12 protein-coding genes, 1 tRNA gene and 1 pseudogene are annotated in these 16,310 nt (G+C 67.7%); 6 read left to right on the top strand and 8 right to left on the bottom strand.

Annotation, left to right across the window (positions count from 1 at the left end; translation table 11 throughout):
* Positions 1–251: 251 nt before the first annotated feature.
* Positions 252–1,316, top strand: coding sequence for a dipeptidase (locus tag DR046_RS21870; protein ID WP_115384485.1), 1,065 nt, complete (start codon positions 252–254; stop codon positions 1,314–1,316).
* A 165-nt stretch (positions 1,317–1,481) separates the two neighbouring features.
* Here the strand turns inward: DR046_RS21870 and typA are convergent, their stop codons facing one another.
* Positions 1,482–3,302 (bottom strand): translational GTPase TypA, encoded by a 1,821-nt coding sequence (gene typA, locus DR046_RS21865; protein ID WP_115384484.1) that lies wholly within the window; start codon positions 3,300–3,302, stop codon positions 1,482–1,484.
* A gap of 168 nt (positions 3,303–3,470) precedes the next feature.
* Between typA and DR046_RS21860 the strand changes: the two genes are divergently transcribed.
* Positions 3,471–4,757 (top strand): cytochrome-c peroxidase, encoded by a 1,287-nt coding sequence (locus DR046_RS21860; protein WP_115384483.1) that lies wholly within the window; start codon positions 3,471–3,473, stop codon positions 4,755–4,757.
* A 91-nt stretch (positions 4,758–4,848) separates the two neighbouring features.
* The gene (gene yddG / locus DR046_RS21855; protein WP_115384482.1) at positions 4,849–5,814 is read left to right on the top strand and encodes an aromatic amino acid exporter YddG; all 966 of its coding nucleotides are present in this window, start codon (positions 4,849–4,851) and stop codon (positions 5,812–5,814) included.
* On the opposite strand, the gene DR046_RS21850 is transcribed toward yddG, so the two are convergent.
* Together DR046_RS21850 and DR046_RS21845 are read right to left on the bottom strand one after the other, a co-directional pair.
* Positions 5,708–6,136 (bottom strand): YqaA family protein, encoded by a 429-nt coding sequence (locus tag DR046_RS21850; protein ID WP_115384481.1) that lies wholly within the window; start codon positions 6,134–6,136, stop codon positions 5,708–5,710. The two genes, yddG and DR046_RS21850, sit on opposite strands and share 107 nt — an antisense overlap.
* Positions 6,133–7,062: an ABC transporter ATP-binding protein gene (locus DR046_RS21845; RefSeq protein ID WP_115384480.1), complete on the bottom strand. Its 930-nt coding sequence runs from the start codon at positions 7,060–7,062 to the stop codon at positions 6,133–6,135. Before DR046_RS21845 ends, DR046_RS21850 begins: the two co-directional genes overlap by 4 nt.
* A 130-nt stretch (positions 7,063–7,192) precedes the next feature.
* On the opposite strand from DR046_RS21845, the gene DR046_RS21840 reads away from it, so the two are divergent.
* Positions 7,193–7,402, top strand: coding sequence for a zinc-finger domain-containing protein (locus DR046_RS21840; protein WP_115384479.1), 210 nt, complete (start codon positions 7,193–7,195; stop codon positions 7,400–7,402).
* A gap of 333 nt (positions 7,403–7,735) precedes the next feature.
* Here DR046_RS21840 and DR046_RS21835 read toward each other — a convergent pair whose 3' ends face one another.
* From DR046_RS21835 to DR046_RS24960, 4 genes and pseudogenes are all read right to left on the bottom strand, one after another.
* Entirely contained in the window at positions 7,736–10,105 is a 2,370-nt protein-coding gene (locus DR046_RS21835; RefSeq protein ID WP_115384478.1) for an HWE histidine kinase domain-containing protein, read from the bottom strand.
* Between the two features lie 525 nt (positions 10,106–10,630).
* Positions 10,631–10,707: transfer RNA gene (locus tag DR046_RS21830), tRNA-Arg, on the bottom strand.
* A gap of 107 nt (positions 10,708–10,814) precedes the next feature.
* A complete protein-coding gene (gene uvrB, locus DR046_RS21825) occupies positions 10,815–13,043 on the bottom strand; it encodes an excinuclease ABC subunit UvrB (protein ID WP_115384477.1) in 2,229 nt (742 codons plus the stop codon).
* Between the two features lie 367 nt (positions 13,044–13,410).
* Positions 13,411–13,509: pseudogene (locus DR046_RS24960) on the bottom strand (calcium-binding protein); the annotation flags it as partial.
* A 261-nt stretch (positions 13,510–13,770) separates the two neighbouring features.
* Between DR046_RS24960 and DR046_RS21820 the strand changes: the two are divergent.
* Complete coding sequence (locus DR046_RS21820; RefSeq protein ID WP_115384476.1) at positions 13,771–14,082, top strand: ETC complex I subunit; 312 nt, start codon at positions 13,771–13,773, stop codon at positions 14,080–14,082.
* Between the two features lie 315 nt (positions 14,083–14,397).
* On the top strand, positions 14,398–14,541 hold the full coding sequence (locus DR046_RS23830; protein WP_167767234.1) for a hypothetical protein: 144 nt from the start codon (positions 14,398–14,400) through the stop codon (positions 14,539–14,541).
* Between the two features lie 303 nt (positions 14,542–14,844).
* Here the strand turns inward: DR046_RS23830 and DR046_RS21815 are convergent.
* Positions 14,845–16,310 (bottom strand): type I restriction-modification enzyme R subunit C-terminal domain-containing protein (locus DR046_RS21815; protein ID WP_280652868.1); only part of this gene is annotated, 1,466 nt, incomplete at its 5' end.

Below are 16,310 nucleotides of genomic sequence, written 5' to 3'. Positions count from 1 at the left end.
GTCCGAAGTTGTCTGCCCAGGCCCTTCGAAGCTTCAGCCCCGTCGTTCCCTCCGGCTCCCAACCGCGCCCTCAGCGCCGCCGGTGAAGGGGGATTTACGGATGACACCGAAGACCCGCAAGAGGAAAATTCGCCGTTTGGTCGATTTTTTTCAGGACGTAGGGTCACCCGCCCGTTTTCGCGCCGACGCCGTCCCGTCTTGCCGTGCCGACCCGGCCGGCTCACCATCGCGCCGCCATGACAGGAGCCATGATGAGCGACGCGCATCCCTACGTATTCGACGGACATAACGATCTGATGACCCGGCTGTGGCAGGGCGGGGGCCGCGAGGCGCTCGGCAGCTTCGCGAACGGGCGCGACGCCGCCATCGACCTGCGCCGGGCCGAGGCAGGCGGCTTCGGCGGCGGCTTCTTCGCCTGCTGGGTGCCCTCGCCGGAGGATCTGCCGCTGGACAAGCTGCATGAGTTGATGCGCCGCCCCAGCTACGACATCCCCCTGCCCGACCCGCTTCCCTGGGAACGCTGCCTGCGGGTCATCCTGGCGCAGGCCGCGCTGCTGCACGAGCTGGACCGCCAAGGGCTCCTGCGCCTCTGCCGGACGGTGGCCGAGATCCGCTCGGCACGGTCCGAGGGCAAGCTTGCCGCGATCTTTCATGTCGAGGGCGCCGAGGCCATCGACCCGGAGCTCGACACGCTCGACATCCTCCACGCGGCGGGGCTGCGGTCGCTCGGGCCGGTCTGGTCGCGCAGCACAGCCTTCGGGCATGGCGTGCCCTTCGCCTTCCCCTCCTCGCCCGATCGCGGGCCGGGCCTGACCGAGGCGGGCAAGCGTCTCGTCGCGCGCTGCGACGCGCTTGGGATCATGCTGGACCTGAGCCACCTGAACGAGGCGGGGTTCTGGGACGTCGCGCGGCTGTCGACAAAGCCGCTGGTCGCGACCCATTCCAACGCGCATGCGATCTGCCCGCATTCGCGCAACCTGACCGACGCCCAGCTCGACGCGATCGCCGAAAGCGACGGGATGGTGGGGCTGAACTTCGCCGTTTCCTTCCTGCGGGAGGACGGGCGCAAGATCGCGGAGACTCCGGTCGAGGTCATGCTGCGCCATCTCGACCACCTGATCGAACGGCTGGGCGAGGACCGGGTGGGCCTCGGCTCGGACTACGACGGGGCGGTGGTGCCGGAGGCGGTGTCGGACGTCTCACGCCTCCCCGTGCTGCGCCGGGCCATGGCCGATCACGGCTACGGCAAGGCGCTCATCGAAAAGATCTGCCACGGCAACTGGCTGAGCTTGCTGGAAAGGAGCTGGGCCGCCTGATCCGCCCCTTCGGCCGGAGCGACGCTCCCGGGATGTCCCTTCCTGTGGCCGGAAATACTCCCGCCGGAGGCGCGGCGGGGCGGGGCTCGATGCCCCGCCCCGCCGCTTCCCGGGCGCACCGCCCCCGGCGGTGCGCAACGCTCCGGGCTTCCGCCCGCTCGCAGTTCAGCCGGCGGCGCGCGACTGCCGCTTGCGCTCATGCGGGTCGAGGAAGCGCTTGCGCAGCCGGATCGCGTTCGGCGTCACCTCGACCAGCTCGTCGTTGTCGATATAGGCGATGGCCTCTTCCAGCGACATCCGCACCGGCGTCGTCAGGCGCACCGCCTCGTCCGTGCCGGAGGCGCGGATGTTGGTCAGCTTCTTGCCCTTGAGCGGGTTCACCTCGAGATCGTTGTCGCGCGAATGCTCGCCGATGATCATCCCCTGATAGACCTGCTCCTGCGCGCCGATGAAGAACCGGCCGCGATCCTCCAGGTTGAAGATCGCGTAGGCCACGGACACGCCGTCCTCCATCGAGATCAGGACGCCCGCGCGGCGGCCCGGGATCGGCCCCTTGTAGGGCGCCCATTCGTGGAAGACGCGGTTCAGCACGCCGGTCCCGCGCGTGTCGGTCAGGAACTCGCCGTGATAGCCGATCAGGCCGCGGGACGGGACATGGGCGATGATCCGGGTCTTGCCGGCGCCGGCGGGCTTCATCTCGACCAGCTCGCCCTTGCGCGCGCCGGTGACCTTCTCGATCACCGCGCCGGAGTACTCGTCATCCACGTCGATGGTGACTTCCTCGACCGGCTCGTGGCGCTGGCCCTCGATGTCGCGGAACACGACCTGCGGGCGCGAGATCGACAGCTCGAAGCCCTCGCGGCGCATGTTCTCGATCAGCACGCCCATCTGAAGCTCGCCCCGGCCTGCAACCTCGAAGGCCTCGCCGCCGGGCGTGTCGGTGACCTGGATGGCGACGTTCGTCTCGGCCTCGCGCATCAGCCGCTCGCGGATGACGCGCGACTGCACCTTCTTGCCGTCGCGGCCCGCGAGCGGGCTGTCGTTGATGCCGAAGGTGACGGTGATCGTCGGCGGGTCGATCGGCTGGGCTGGCAGCGGCACGTCGATGGACGTGTCCGCCAGCGTGTCGGCCACGGTCGCCTTCGACATGCCGGCGAGGGTGACGATATCGCCCGCCTCGGCCTCGTCGATGGCCTGCTGCTGAAGCCCGCGGAACGCCATCACCTTGGTGACGCGGAACTGCTCCAGCTTCTGGCCCTCGCGCGACAGCGCGTGCAGCGTCTGCCCCGCCTTCACCCGACCCGACTCGATCCGGCCCGTCAGGATGCGCCCGATGAACGGGTCCGCGCCCAGCGTCGTGGCGAGCATCCGGAACGGCTTGTCGCGGTCGGCGACCTGCTTGGGCGTGCGTACATGGCTGACGATCAGCTCGAACAGGGCGTCGAGGTTCTTGCGCGGCCCGTCGAGCTCCGTATCGGCCCAGCCCGAGCGTCCCGAGGCGTAGAGCACCGGGAAGTCCAGCTGCTCGTCGTCGGCGCCCAGATTCGCGAAGAGGTCGAACACCTCATCGAGCGCGCGGTCCGGTTCCGCGTCGGACTTGTCGACCTTGTTGAGGACGACGATCGGCCGCAGCCCCAAGGCCAGCGCCTTGGAGGTGACGAACTTCGTCTGCGGCATCGGCCCTTCGGCCGCGTCGACCAGCAGGACGACGCCGTCGACCATGCTCAGGATCCGCTCCACCTCGCCGCCGAAATCGGCGTGGCCGGGGGTGTCGACGATGTTGATGCGGATGCCCCTCCACTCGACCGAGGTCGCCTTGGCGAGGATGGTGATGCCCCGCTCCCTCTCCAGATCGTTGGAGTCCATGGCGCGTTCGGTCGTCGCCTCGTTCTCGCGGTAGGTGCCGGACTGCTTGAGAAGCTCGTCGACGAGCGTGGTCTTGCCATGGTCGACATGGGCGATGATGGCGACGTTGCGAAGGTCCATGGGGGATGCCTCGAAGGAATGGGGGCCTGGAATGTCAGGATTTGGCGCGCGCCTACACCGAAGGGGAGCAGAACGCCATAGCGCGCAGATGGGCCGGGCTTACGTCCGCGTCAACCGGGTCATCGCGGCATCTTGCCGAGCCGCGGGCCGGCGTGGTTCAACGGCGCCATGCGTGCCCTCCTCCTCTCCCTGACCCTTGCCCTGCCCGCCGCGGCTATGGAGTTCCCGGCCCCGGTGGCCGACGACGCCTATCGCGAGACCGACCCGGAGGTCGTCGCGCTCGGGCGGCTCCTGTTCTGGGATCCGATCCTGTCGGGCAACCGCAACATCTCCTGCGGGACCTGTCACCATCCGCGCTTCGGCACCGGCGACGGGCTGTCGCTCGGCATGGGCGAGGGTGGCAAGGGCCTCGGCCCCGACCGCGTCGCCGATCCCGAGAACCCGCCGGAGGAGCGCATCCCCCGCAACGCGCCCGCCCTGTTCAACCTCGGCGCGAAGGAATTCACCGTCCTCTTCCACGACGGCCGTATCGAAGAGACGGCCGAGGGCCTGCGCACCCCGATGGGCCGCGAGATGGAGCAGGGCTTCGCCACCCTGCTCTCGGCGCAGACGATGTTCCCGGTTCTCTCGGCGGACGAGATGGCCGGCCATTACGGCGAGAACGAGGTCTCGAAGGCCGTCCGCCAGGGCCTCATCACCGGCGAGGGCGGCGCCTGGGACCTTCTCTCGGCCCGGGTGCGCGCCATCCCCGAATATGTCGAGCTGTTCGACGCCGCGATGCCCGGCCGCGAGATCGGCTTCACCGCGATCTCCGACGCGATCGCGGAATTCGTGGAGCATGAGTGGCGCTCCGACACCTCGCCCTTCGATGCCTGGCTGCGCGGCGATGGCACCCTGCCCGACGAGGCGCTGGCGGGGCTGGAGCTGTTCTACGGATCGGCGGGTTGCGCGACCTGCCATTCCGGCCCGTTCCAGACCGACCACGGCTTCCATGCCACCGGCCAGCCCCAGCTCGGCCCCGGCAAGGCGGCCCGATTCGAAGATCACGCGCGCGACGACGGGCGGATGCGCGTGACGGGCGCGGAGGCCGATGCCTACGCCTTCCGCACCCCGGCCTTGCGCAACGTGACCCGGACCGGGCCTTGGGGCCATGCCGGCGCCTATGCCGACCTCGCCGCTTTCCTGCGCGACCATGCCGCCCCGCGCGCGGCGCTTGCGCGCTACGACCGCGACGTCGTGCTGCCCGCGATGGAGGCCGAGGACTGGCGCGTGATGGACGACCCCGCGCAGGTCACCGCGCTCGCCGCCGCAATCCGCGGCCCCGACCGGGTGCTGAGCGAGGCGGAGGTCGCGGCGCTGATGGCCTTCCTCGCCACGCTCACCGACGAGGCCGCGCTGGAAGGCCGTCTCGGCATCCCGGCAACCGTGCCCTCGGGACTGCCGGTGGATCGCTGAGGCGACCGGTTTCTTAGAAGGGAATGGTCAAGCTCTTCGAAGAGCTTGATGCCCCTTGCTCCACCGCCCGGCCCGGGGCAAGCCACGCCCCATGTCCCGCCCCTTCGCCACGCTCCTCGGCTTCGGCGCCGTCCTTCTCTGGGCCCTGCTCGCGCTCTTCACCGATTCCACGGGCGAGGTGCCGCCGCTCCAGCTTCTCGCAATGTGCTTCGCCATCGGCGGCGCCGCGGGCCTGGTCCTCGGCGTCCGGCGGCGCGGCTGGCGGGCGTGGCGGCAGCCCTGGCCAGTCTGGGCGCTCGGCGTCGGCGGGCTCTTCGGCTATCACCTGCTCTACGTCCTCGCCCTCAGGAACGCAGAGCCGGTGGAGGCCGGGCTCATCGCCTATCTCTGGCCGCTCCTGATCGTGCTGATGGCCTCGGGCCGGGCGCTGAAGCCGCACCACCTGGCCGGCGCCCTGATGGGCTTCGGTGGCGCGGCGCTGATCGTGACCGGGGGGCGCGCGCTCCAGATCGCGCCGGAGGACGTGACGGGCTACGCCCTGGCGGGCGCGGCGGCGCTGGTCTGGTCGAGCTATTCGGTCCTCTCGCGCCGCTTCGCCTCGGTGCCGACGGACGCGGTGACGGGGTTCTGCCTCGGCACGGCGGCGGTTGCGGCTTTCGCCCACCTGGCGCTGGAAACGACGGTCGCGCCGCAGGGCACGGAATGGCTGGCGATCCTCGGCCTCGGCCTCGGCCCCGTGGGCCTCGCCTTCCACCTTTGGGACATCGGGGTGAAGCGCGGCGACCTGCCGGTGCTGGGCGCGGCCAGCTATGCGGCGCCGCTCCTTTCGACCCTCGTGCTGATCGCCGCGGGCCGGGCGGAGCCGTCGTGGACCGTCGCGCTGGCCTGCCTGCTCATCACCGGCGGCGCGGCGCTCGCGTCGCGGGACATGTTGTGGCGCCGCGCGGGCGTCAGCCCACCGCCAGGGCGAGCACCGCATAGCGCCCCACCTTCGCCAGCGTCACCAGCACGAGGAACACCGCCACCCGTTCCCGCAGAAGCCCCGCCGCGACGGTGATCGGATCGCCGACGATCGGCGCCCAGGACAGGAGCAGCGACCAGCGGCCCCAGCGGCGATACCACCGTTCCGCCCGCGCCAGCGCCTCCGGCCCGACCGGGAACCAGCGCCGCCCGGCGAAGCGGTGCGCCAGACGGCCCAGCGCGTAGTTCACGGCGGACCCCAGCACGTTGCCGAGGCTCGCCACTGCCACCAGAACCCACGGATCGAAGCCACCGGCGAGGATCAGCGCGACCAGCGCCACCTCCGACCCGGCGGGAACCAGCGTCGCGGCGACGAAGGCCGACAGGAACAGGCCGCCGAGGGCCTGCGCCGCACTCACGCGCTATGGGTCAGCGAGACGAACACGTCCTCGAGATCCGGCTCCTCGGTGCGCACGTCGCGGATGGTGAGGCCCGCCGCGCGGACCGCCGACAGCAGCTGCTCCGCCGAGACCTTGCCCCGGCTGTAGCTCAGCGCGATCGACCCGTCCGGGCGGGTCGCCTGCTCGACGCCTGGGGGCAGGTCCAGCGGCCGGGCTTCGCCCTCGGGGACGATCACCATGGTCTTGCCGTCCAGCCGCTCCAGCAGGTTGGCGGTACGGTCGCGGACGACCAGTTCGCCATGGTTCACGATGGCGATCTCGTCGCACATCTCCTGCGCCTCCTCCAGGTAATGGGTCGTCAGGATGATCGTCGTCCCCCGCTCCTCGTTGAGGCGGCGCACGTTGCGCCAGAGCATCTGCCGCAGCTCGATGTCGACGCCCGCCGTCGGCTCGTCCAGCACAAGGATCTGGGGGTGATGCACCAGCGCCTTGGCCAGCAGCAGCCGCCGCCGCATGCCCCCGGACAGCGTGCGCGCATAGGCGTCGGCCTTGTCGCTCAGGCCCACCAGCTCCAGGATGCCCGCCGTGTCGCGCTGCGACTTCGGCACGCCGTAGAGCCCGGCCTGCACCTCCAGCGCGCCGGCGGGGGTGAAGAACGGGTCGAGGTTCAGCTCCTGCGGCATGACGCCGATGGCGGCGCGCGACTGGCGCGGGTTCACGTCCTGGTCGAAGCCCCAGATCCGGACCTTGCCCGCGGTCTTGCGCACCAGCCCGGCGAGGATGTTGATCGTCGTCGACTTCCCCGCCCCGTTCGGGCCGAGCAGGCCGAAGATCGACCCCGTCGGCACCGTCAGGTCCAGGCCCTTCAGGGCCACCTTGGGCTCGGACCGGCCCTGCCCGCCATAGACCTTGCGCAGGCCCTCGATCTCGATCGCATGGGACATCGGCGCCCTCCTCTCCCCTGCGCACCTAGAGGGACCGCCGCGGGGGGACAAGGCGCGGGGACGGGCTTCCCTTGCGCAGCCGGCGCACGCCGGGCCATAAGGCGGCGACCCCAGCGCCCCGAGGTTCCCGATGACGACCGGCACCCCCCGATATCCCAGCCGCCAGAAAGACCTGGCCCCGCCCGAGGTCGAGACCGTGAGGCAGTTGCGCGTCGCCTGCGACGGAGGCGAGGGCGCGCTGGGCCATCCGCGCGTCTGGATGACGATCGCCCCGGAGATCGGCCACGTCGATTGCGGCTATTGCGACAAGCGCTTCGTTCTCGAAGGCGACGGGCACTGAGCGTGCCCGCCACGGCCTTGTCGTCAAGGGACGATGAAGGCTGCCGACCCCTTCCTTCTCATGGCCGAAAATACTCCGGCGGGCCCGTTCGCGAGCGACCCGCCCCCGGTTCTGACGTCTCCACCATCGCCGCCGGACAGGGTTCCGTCGGTTCATCAGGTCCCGCAGCCAGGCAACCGGAGGCGAAGCGGCGGCCCGCAAGCTCCGGATGCCGAGCGGCTTCCGGGCACTCCCCGACACCGCCACGGACCTGCGGAAGAACACGGGAACAACCGGCTCGAAAGCCTGAAGGCGCCGAGCGGACCTGACTGCAAGGCGGGGACCCGTCCGACGTCAGCCCTCTGCCTCGACCTCCCTGCCGCGCCGGCTGGTCGCCCCCACCCTTCGAAGGGCCTCCACGATCTCGACCTCGTTCGCCGGCTTGCGAAGCTGCGCCCAGTTCTCGTGGCCGTCCGTCTCCAGAACCTCGCTATAGCCGGTGATCAGAACGATACCGACGCCTGCGCGGGCGAGGTCTCTAGCAAGATCTATGGACTTCGCTCCATTCAGGTTCACGTCCAGGAGAGCGGCGTCGAGCGCGCCGCGTTCCGTCTTCGCCAGGCGCTCTGCCTCCTTCAGGTTCGCGGCGGGTCCGATCACGACACAGCCGGCCCGCTCCAGCAGTTCCTGCATGTCCATGGCCACGATGTACTCGTCCTCGGCCAGCAGCACGCGCATGCCGGAGAGGTCATCGGCTCCGGTGTCGGCGGTGTTGGCGGGCGCCGAGTTGGTGTTCACGGGGACCGGGCTTCTGCCTGTCGTGATCGCCGTATGCGGCAGAGTCAGGCGACAGGTGAGCCCCGTGTCCTGGACGTCGAGCGTGATCCTGCCTCCGAGCTGCTCCACGGATCCCCTGATGATCGCGATACCCGAGCCACCGGCTGCAACGGACGCCCCCGGTCTGGTTCCCCGCTTCTCGTCCCAGCACAGCTCCAGTTCACCCGTCTGGATATCGTGCCTCCAGGATACCGACAGGATGCCGGCCGGTGTCGCGAGGGCGCCATGCTTCACGGCGTTGGTCGCCAGTTCGTGAAGCACGATCGACAGCGGCTGCACGGCGTCGGACGTCACGACGACTGGGGGCCCCTCGACCGTCACCTGCGCGCCGTCCCGGTAGACGGACAGCTCGTCGTCGAGCAGGTCCTCGAGAGCGGCGCCCTGCCAGCCATCCTTCGCCAGCAACTCATGCGACCGTGCCAGGGCGTGGATGCGACCTTCGACCCGTTTCACGTAGCTGGCGATCGGGGGATCCCGCTCCATGCGCACGAGCGCCTGCACGATCGCGAGCGCGTTCTTGGCGCGGTGATCGACTTCCCGTGCAAGCAGGATCTGGCGCTCCTCGCTTTCCTTGCGCTCGGTGACATCATGGAATGTCGCGATCACCAGCGACGGATCCTGTATCCTCTGGGACACCACCGGCGCCGTGCCAAGTTCGATCCACCGAATGCTCCCGTCAGGGCATTCGAGCTGGCTCAAGCCTGTCGTCGTTTCTGACCCGATTTCTGCCGGACGGCCCGACCCCTTCGCCGGCGCTTGCAGGAGGCGATCGAGCGGCATGCCGATCAGCTCCCGCGCATCGCGACCCGCCATGGCGCAAAGCCGCTTGTTCACCTTGAGTATCCGGTTCGTGCCACTGTCCAGCAGAGCGGTACCCGTGGCCGCGCTCTCGAAGGCCGCGCGAAGTTCCGCTTCGCTTTTTCCCAGCGCATCCCTGCGCCGCAAGGAGGTCAGCGACAAAAACCCCAGAGCGAGGGAGGTCGGAAGCCCGACGGCAAGCAGGGCCGTCATCGTCTGCAGCCATGGCGCGATGATGACCGCCGGCGTGCGCGAGACGGTCGCGTAGACTGGCAGGTTGCCGACCTGCGTGAACGCGATCAGAATGCCTCGTCCCAACGGGATCCCGTCCCGCAGTCCGATGCTTTCGCCTTCGTATATGCCGCGCTTCGCACCTTGCCCGATCATCTTCAGAAGCGGGCTGGTCGACGGCACCCTGGGCGCCGGGTTCCCGGTACCACGCGTGGAGGCGAGGATCGCCCCGTCCGCCCGGACCAGCGAGAGCACGTCATCGTCTTCCTGCGTCGTCGTCCTGAGCTCTGCGGCAATCTCGAGAGGGTCGAGCGAGACGTTGATATTGCCTTCATAGGTGCCCGGCACCACGTCATCACCCGAGCCGCGTCGTGGAATGCTGACGCTGAAAAAGGGATATCCGGCGACCCGGCCGACAGATTGCGCCCCGACATAGACCGGAGGCGGGTCGCTCCCTTGCAGGGCCTGGACCCATTCCCGATCCGCCACCGAAACCCGCGGGGCGGGATACTTTCCGGACATGAGCGTCAGAATGCCGTTGCGGTCGGAGACGGATATCATGTTGGAGCCCGACACCTCCGCCATGATCGTCGCCACCTGTTCGTTGTACAGGGCCTCGTCCTGGCGAAGCTCCTGGTCGGATACTCCGGTCAGGATATTGTTGGTCAGCCGCGCGGCGAGGATTGCGGAGCTGAAGACCCGCTCGGAAAGCTCGGAGGCACCGTCAGCCGTGCGGGACAACTCGCTTTCGGCGCGGTTCCAGGTCTCGTTCCATGCGAACCATCCCGCGACCGCCACGAGCAGGACGGGCAAGGCAAAGGCCGCAACCACCTGCGCACGATCCGCGTATGTCCCCATCACCTGTCCCCGAAGCCAGAGGCTTCTTTGCACTCGGAACCTTCAGAATAGCGCGATACGCGCCCCGCTCCTACAGTTCGTTCCTTGCCACGAACACCTCCGGACCTTGCACGGGACGCTCGAATTCACAAGCGGCCGGGCGGTCCGGGCTGAGCGGGCGCCGTTGCCTTGCCCTAAACTTGGGGCAGAAATTCCTGAGGCAAGGCATTGTGTCATTTAAGCAGACGGGCTGCAGGATTCGCGCCGTTGCCCCTCGGTCCCGCTGGTTGCGCCCGCGCCGAAGGCCTCCTCGACGGCACCGGCCACAGCCTGCGCGTCACCCGTCCGACCGCCTTGGCCGAAGCGGGCGCGACCACCCACCGGGTCGCTGCCTCGGGCGGTCAGGCGACCCGGGACGAGGTCGGGCACCCCACCAGACTGGCCGAGCGGCGGCGGGCGCTTCCTGAATCGACTAGCGTAAACGATGCGCAAACATCGGGAAGACGGATCGAATTATGGAGTGTCGACAGCACCTTGGAGATCTGGTGGCGGGCCCTGAAGGATTCGAACCCTCGACCTGCCGATTAGAAGTCGGCTGCTCTATCCAGCTGAGCTAAGGGCCCGTCGGGTCCTGACATGCCGGGTTCCGGCCGATGGGGCAAGCGCGGACTGCGCCCCGCGGGGCGGCGGGCTGCGATCGCAGGCTTCGCTCCCGGAACGACGCGAGGCGTCAGCCTTTGCGTTTGCGCTTCACGTTCCCCCCGCGCTGCCCCGGGCGACCGGCCGTGCTCCGCCCCTCGGCCTTGCGGGCGTCCTCGACCGCCTGCGCGACGGCGGATTGCCGTGCCAGGGGGTCGTCCGACACCACCAGATCGACCTGCTCCAGCCGCTTGACCTCGTCCCGCAACCGCGCCGCCTCCTCGAACTCCAGGTTCTCGGCGGCCTTGCGCATCTGCTCGCGCAGGCCGTCCAGATGCGCCTGCAGGTTCGCGCCGACCATCGGCTTGTCGATCTTCGCCGTCACCCGGTTCATGTCGACATCGCCCTGGTAGAGCCCGGCGAGGATGTCCTCGACGTTCTTGCGGACCGTGGTGGGGGTGATCCCGTGCGCCTCGTTGTAGGCGATCTGCTTGGCGCGCCGACGCTCGGTCTCGCCGATGGCGCGCTCCATCGAGCCGGTGATGCGGTCGGCATACATGATGACCCGCCCGTCGGCATTGCGCGCCGCGCGGCCGATGGTCTGCACGAGGGACGTCTCGGAGCGCAGGAAGCCCTCCTTGTCGGCATCGAGGATCGCCACCAGCCCGCATTCGGGAATGTCGAGCCCCTCGCGCAGGAGGTTGATCCCGATCAGCACGTCGAAGGCGCCCAGCCGCAGGTCGCGCAGGATCTCGATCCGCTCGATCGTGTCGATGTCGCTGTGCATGTAGCGGACCTTGATCCCCTGCTCGTGCAGGTACTCGGTCAGGTCCTCGGCCATGCGCTTGGTCAGCGTCGTCACCAGCGTGCGGTAGCCGGCCTTGGTGACCTTCCGGATCTCGTCCAGCAGGTCGTCGACCTGCATGTCCACGGGGCGGATCTCGACCTGGGGGTCGAGCAGGCCGGTCGGGCGGATGACCTGCTCGGTGAAGACGCCGCCGGTCTGGTCCAGCTCCCACGCCGCCGGCGTTGCCGAGACGAAGACCGACTGCGGCCGCATCGCGTCCCATTCTTCGAACTTGAGGGGGCGGTTGTCCATGCAGGAGGGCAGGCGGAAGCCGTGCTCGGCCAAGGTCATCTTGCGGCGGAAGTCGCCCTTGTACATGCCGCCGATCTGCGGGACCGAGACGTGGCTCTCGTCGGCGAAGACGATGGCGTTGTCGGGGATGTATTCGAACAGGGTTGGCGGCGGCTCTCCGGGGGCGCGGCCGGTGAGGTAGCGGGAGTAGTTCTCGATCCCGTTGCAGACGCCGGTGGCCTCCAGCATCTCCAGGTCGAACTTCGTGCGCTGCTCCAGCCGCTGGGCCTCGAGCAGCTTGCCCTCGCCTTCGAGCTGCTTGAGCCGCACCTCAAGCTCGGCGCGGATGTTCTTGATCGCCTGCTGCATGGTGGGGCGCGGCGTGACGTAGTGGCTGTTGGCGTAGATGCGGATCTTGTCCATGCTGCCGGTCCTGGCGCCGGTCAGCGGGTCGAACTCGGTGATCGATTCCAGCTCCTCACCGAAGAAGCTGAGGCGCCAGGCCCGGTCCTCCAGGTGGGCGGGCCAGATCTCCACGCTGTCGCCGCGCACCCGGAAGCTGCCGCGTGCGAAGGCGGCGTCGTTGCGGCGGTATTGCTGGGCCACGAGATCGGCCATGACCCGGCGCTGGTCGTATTCCTCACCGGCAATCACGTCCTGGGTCATCGCGCCATAGGTCTCGACCGAGCCGATGCCGTAGATGCAGGAGACGGAGGCGACGATGATGACGTCGTCCCGTTCGAGCAGGGCGCGGGTGGCCGAGTGGCGCATCCGGTCGATCTGCTCGTTGATCTGCGATTCCTTCTCGATGAAGGTGTCCGACCGGGGGACGTAGGCCTCGGGTTGGTAGTAGTCGTAGTAGCTGACGAAGTATTCGACCGCGTTATCGGGGAAGAAGCCCTTGAACTCGCCGTAGAGCTGGGCGGCGAGCGTCTTGTTGGGCGCGAGGATGATCGCGGGGCGCTGGGTCTCCTCGATGACCTTGGCCATGGTGAAGGTCTTGCCGGTGCCGGTCGCGCCGAGCAGGACCTGGTCCCGCTCCCCGTCCTTCACCCCCTGCGCAAGCTCGCGGATGGCAGTCGGCTGGTCGCCCGCGGGCTGGAAGGTGGTGGCCATGTGGAACCGCTTGCCACCTTCCAGCTTGGGCCGCGCGGCGGGCGCGCGGCTGAGCATCGGGATGTCCGCCTCGGCGGGCAGGGTGAGAATGTCGCCCCTGGGGCGGTTGTCGTTGTTGTGGGCCATCGGGACACTCGCGGGCGGGGATGACCTGTTATCTGTCATCCCCGCGCGCGCGTTCAAGCGGGGCGGTCAGACCAGCCAGATGTCCGACATCTGCAGGTCGGCTTCCGGGCCGAGGAAGACGACCCGGCGGAAGGCCACCGCGCTCACCCGGGAGGTCGATTGAAATCTCTGCTCGACTCTCATCGCAGACCGCGATGCCGCAACCTATCGGATCGCGCGCGACGTCTCGCGTGAGGACTTGCTCCGCCCCGATCGGGATGGTCATGCCAACGAGATCCCCGTCGACCAGGACGCGGTCGTCTCCCGACTCGAAATCCAGGATGGTCGAGCGGCTCTGACCAGCCTGGAGGCGAAAGCTGTCCGCCCCCCCATTGCCGATGAGAACGTTGGAGCCCGAGCCGCCGCTGATCCGGTCGTCACCGGGCGTGCCGGTGATCTGCTGGTCGCCTTCCCGACCGGTGAGGATGAGACCCCGGGTCCCCAGCCCCTCGGGATGTCTCTGATGTGGTAGAGGGCGGCCTGCGCACGTTCCATCGTTTCGCGGCCCAGTTCGCTAGCACCAATCATCGGCGTATCTCTCTGTTCTTACAGGTTTCGCAGCATCGTGAGCGTTTCCACGCAGTGAGAAAGGCTTCGATGTGCACCCTCATTGCGACGTCGCATCCCCTTGCCGCAGTCGCCTCTCGTCCTTTAAGTGGGTACAAATCCAGGCGAACCGGAGGTCCCCATGCGCGCCCGCATCTACAAGCCAGCCCGGACCGCCATGTCCTCGGGCACCGCCAAGACCCGCGAGTGGGTGCTGGAATTCGTGTCCGAAGCCGCCAAGGAGATCGACCCGCTGACCGGCTGGACCGGCTCGCGCGACACGCAGTCCCAGGTCAAGCTGAGTTTCGAGAGCCAGCAGGAAGCCGAGGACTACGCCCGCGACCAGGGCATCGAGTACATCGTCCTGCGCCCGCAGAGTCGCCGCGCCAACGTCCGGCCCGGCGGCTACGGCGACAATTTCGCGACCAACCGGCGGGGCGCCTGGACGCACTGAGCGCCGCGGCTGTACATGCGAGTTAAGGACTGGCCAAACGTGACTTAAGTTTTGGCCAAACCCGGCGCGATCTCAACTCGCAGTTGTCTTTCTATTCCCAATATCAATAGTTTGGGGAGGTGGCGTGAGGGCGCCATCGGCTGGCCTCAGCACCGAGCGACCTCGCTGCGTAGATCTCGGTTGAGCCTCCAACTACCTGCTCTCCACCCTTTCTCCCGTCTGAGCGTGACGGGTCCAGTATCGAAACGTCGATGGGCCCTTCAGTTCGGCGGGCAGGCACGCCACGATAGAGGCGTGCAATCTGGAGGCGGACCCATGTCCATGATGTCGACGCCCCGCAACCTCGAACTCTGCTCAGTACCAAAAGGCGAGGAAGATGCCTTGATCGTCGACGTCGAGACTCATGGGATGGCACTCCGCGAACTGCGTCTGGGTGGCCGTGAAGAGGCCGCGGTGTGAAGCGGCTTGGAAAACTGGTCCCGTAGCGGTTGTCGGCTTCCAACCGTAATCCTGTCAGGACGCCGGTCGCCACGGCGAACATTGAGTTTCAGGATACGTGGTAGGATCTTGAGAGAAGGTGGGAGGCCTCGGCGCCGACCCATCACTATCCGAGGCATGACCGCCGAGGGGGCTATCAGGCATTTTTTTCCTTCAATCGGCGGTCTCTTTCCTTCCCGCGGCACCAGCTGCGTGTCTCGGGGCGGCCGAGCGAGCGCGGCCACACGCAGAGCAGGCAGGACCCAATATGAACGGGGTCGAACCCTATCCCGCCTCTGCTGACGCGTTCGCGCCGGCGATCGCAACCGCGCTCTGATTTATCGCACGCAGCCTTTCGAATAGGTCTTCGACCACAGCGGCCTCAAATAGGTCGTCAGGTCCATTCGGTGATGTGTCGGTGAAGGGAGACGTATAGAGCAGCCCCGGATCGATGACGCCGCTTTCCGCCAGATACTCGATCACCATGGCGATGAACTCGATCTGATCTGCGCTTGCACCATCAGAAATGAACGCAGCGAAGTACTCCTGGGAAGCACCCCGGTCGAGCCCGACCAGAGATCGCACGAAGACACCGAACCCAATAACCTGCGCAGCTTCCATGGTCCTCGCCGCCTCGATATCGGCATCAGATCCGACTCCAGCTGTCAGGAGCATGCGCTCAAGCTCCGAGAGGTCGAGATCGGTCAGAGCCTTTCCGCTGCGCAATCTCCGCAGCGTGACATGGTCTTCATGCTCGGCAAGAAATGCACGTGCCTTCTTCTTGAAGGCCGCAAAATCAGCTGTCGGGCTGATCGCCACCGTAGTCGGCACGCCAAGTTCATCCAAGAAGTCCGTGTAGAGGACCGGCCGTGACACCTGGTCGATGAGATGCACCAGATCGCGCAGGCGTAGTCTGGCACGCTCCACGACCGGGACGGTCAACCCCGTCCACCAAACTTCGCTCATGAGGTCCTCAATCAACTCGGCGTGGCGGGCGATTGCGGGGATTTCCATCTTCGTGGACAGCGCCGTCGCGATCTCCGTCACCCTCCTCCGGCATGCTTCGAGCTTCGTCGACCGCCCGAAGAGGCTCAGCTGAACCTCGAACATCAGCAGATCGAAACGCTTCGCCTCCTCCCCGCCAAGATCCGCGCTGCTCGGAAGGCTGGCGAGATGGGCGAGTTCCTCCGCCGCATCGTCGGAAAGCTGCGACCACGGCGCGTCTTCCGCCTGCCAAGCATCGACCAGGCGGAGATGAGACCTGACGATGAAGGACGACGTATCCAGCCCTGAAATGAAGCGCCTGACCTCGCCGACCATGCCAGCCCGGACCTCGGCAAGTTCTTCACGAGACACGGCTTCATTCTGCGCCACGGGCAGAATCGTCTGCGGCGGCGATCCTGTCGCGACAGCCTGATCGATGGCCTGGGTGAGCTTCAGCCTGGCCGCTATCAGCCGTTCCGTCAGGGACTTGGGCACGGGAGGGTCGGACAGCTCTGGATTCGCGCCGAAGAACCCAAGGTTCCCGCAGACATCGAAGATCCGGAATTCGGTCTTTCGCATCCCCGGGCCAAAAAGGTCGGGGCACAGGCGGGTTCCGCGCCCGACCATCTGCCAGAATTTCGTCTTGGATCGGACGAGCTTGAAGAAGACGAGGTTGACCACCTCCGGCACGTCGACGCCCGTGTCGAGCATGTCGACCGAGATCGCGACGTGCGGCTCCTTCCGGGCGATCGAGAAGTTCTCGATCA

The organism is Jannaschia formosa (assembly GCF_003340555.1).
Lineage (GTDB): Bacteria > Pseudomonadota > Alphaproteobacteria > Rhodobacterales > Rhodobacteraceae > Jannaschia > Jannaschia formosa.
This window is presented reverse-complemented; position numbering and strand designations above follow the sequence as displayed.

What these genes read in the sequence shown, in the direction of transcription:
- DR046_RS21870 (WP_115384485.1), top strand. Translation starts at nt 252, where the DNA reads ATGAGCGACGCGCATCCCTACGTATTCGACGGACATAACGATCTGATG.
- typA (WP_115384484.1), bottom strand. Translation starts at nt 3,302, where the DNA reads ATGGACCTTCGCAACGTCGCCATCATCGCCCATGTCGACCATGGCAAG.
- DR046_RS21860 (WP_115384483.1), top strand. Translation starts at nt 3,471, where the DNA reads ATGCGTGCCCTCCTCCTCTCCCTGACCCTTGCCCTGCCCGCCGCGGCT.
- yddG (WP_115384482.1), top strand. Translation starts at nt 4,849, where the DNA reads ATGTCCCGCCCCTTCGCCACGCTCCTCGGCTTCGGCGCCGTCCTTCTC.
- DR046_RS21845 (WP_115384480.1), bottom strand. Translation starts at nt 7,062, where the DNA reads ATGTCCCATGCGATCGAGATCGAGGGCCTGCGCAAGGTCTATGGCGGG.
- DR046_RS21840 (WP_115384479.1), top strand. Translation starts at nt 7,193, where the DNA reads ATGACGACCGGCACCCCCCGATATCCCAGCCGCCAGAAAGACCTGGCC.
- DR046_RS21835 (WP_115384478.1), bottom strand. Translation starts at nt 10,105, where the DNA reads ATGGGGACATACGCGGATCGTGCGCAGGTGGTTGCGGCCTTTGCCTTG.
- uvrB (WP_115384477.1), bottom strand. Translation starts at nt 13,043, where the DNA reads ATGGCCCACAACAACGACAACCGCCCCAGGGGCGACATTCTCACCCTG.
- DR046_RS21820 (WP_115384476.1), top strand. Translation starts at nt 13,771, where the DNA reads ATGCGCGCCCGCATCTACAAGCCAGCCCGGACCGCCATGTCCTCGGGC.
- DR046_RS23830 (WP_167767234.1), top strand. Translation starts at nt 14,398, where the DNA reads ATGTCCATGATGTCGACGCCCCGCAACCTCGAACTCTGCTCAGTACCA.